Raw genomic sequence first — 1567 nt, 5'->3', positions numbered from 1 at the left:
GCGCGAGTAGGATCCTCGGGGCCTCAGTCATGCCGCATCCCCCGAAAGCAGCGACATGTAGCTGGCCGCCGAGGTGGTCGCGACGTTGGCGCGCGGCAGGTAGGGGTAGATGTCGAGGTCGAGTTTCGGCGGCCGTTTCTCGACGTGGCAGAGAACGAGGTGCTTGACTGCGTCGAAGCCTACCGCCCCCAGCTTCAGGGCCCGTTTCACGGCGGCGTGCAGATCCTCGATATCGAAGGTCTCGAGCAGGCGCAGCACCTGCACATACTCGCGCCGTCCCATCTTCAGCATGCGCGCTTCCATGAGCCGGCGCAGGATCTGGAACTCTTCGGGCAGGTTCCATTCGGCCAAGGGAGCCGCCTGATCCAGGGCGTTGGGCTTCCTCTCGATCAGCGGAAGGTAATGGACCGGATCGAAGACCATGTCCTCGCGGTCGTAGCAGCGCGGGTGCCGGGCGATCACGTCACCGCGGCAACCGATCACGACCTGGTCGACATAGCCGCGCACCCAGACATCTTGGTGACCATAGGCGACCGGGACCGAGTAATCGTTGGTGTCATACCGCACGAGCGATTGGGAACTGACCCGGCTGCTGGTCTGGTCACAGGCCTCGAACGGTGCCCCGGGCAGAGGCCTCAGCGCAGCCAGATCGCGCTGCAACCGCTCGCCGATCGTTTCCTTATGGCCGCGCAAAGTGGCGTTCTGGCGCTTGTGGCACTGGGCTTCGAGGTCGGCGTTGAACGCCTCCCAACTGGCAAACCTTGGGATCGGCACCATGAAGTTCCGGCGGGCGTAACCAACGACCCCCTCGACGCTTCCCTTGTCGTTCCCCTTGCCCGGCCGTCCATAGCGGTCCCGGAACAGGTAATGCGACTGCAGGGCGCTGAACAGCGTGGCGCGCTTTCGCGTCCCATCCGGCAGGATCTTCGAGACCAGGCAGCGGTCATGGTCATCGAGCACCGACAACGGCACCCCGCCGAAGAAGCCAAAGGCATGGACGTGGCCGTCCATCCAGGCCTCCGCCGTCGCCGCGGGATAGGCCCGCACGAAACAGCCGTCGCTGTGCGGCAGGTCCATGACGAAGAAATGGGCCTTCTGCTCGACCCCGCCGATGATGACGATCGCTTCACCGAAATCGGCCTGCGCATGTCCCGGCGGGTGAGCCAGCGGCACGAACATCTCCTGGCCCCGACGCTCGCGCTCGCGGATGTAATCCTTGATGATCGTGTAGCCGCCGGGGAAGCCATGCTCCTCCCGCAACCGGTCGAACACGCGCTTGGCGGTGTGGCGCTGCTTGCGATTCACCGCCTTGTCGCCATCGAGCCAGACGTCGATGATCTCGGTGAAGCCATCCAGCTTCGGGCGCTTGATCGGCGCCGTCCGCCGGTAGCCAGGGGGCACCGAGAAGGCCAGCGCCTTGTCGACCGTGTCGCGCGAAATATTGAAATGTTGCGCCGCCGCGCGCTTGCTCATCCGGTCGGCGCAGGCCAGACGAACCTTCCGGTAAAGTTCCACGGTATAGATCTCCACGCCCTCCCTGCGATCGCAAGAAGGGCAAAGTGGCCGG

At 64.7% G+C, this 1567-nt stretch carries 1 protein-coding gene; it reads right to left on the bottom strand.

Going from position 1 to position 1567, the window contains the following annotated elements:
* Window positions 1-27: 27 nt before the first annotated feature.
* Window positions 28-1515: an IS21 family transposase gene (istA, locus tag AC2FNB_RS21235; RefSeq protein WP_496748706.1), complete on the bottom strand. Its 1488-nt coding sequence runs from the start codon at window positions 1513-1515 to the stop codon at window positions 28-30.
* Window positions 1516-1567 lie beyond the last annotated feature (52 nt).

The sequence above is a fragment of the Ruegeria sp. BHSB058 genome, assembly GCF_059613285.1.
This window is presented reverse-complemented; position numbering and strand designations above follow the sequence as displayed.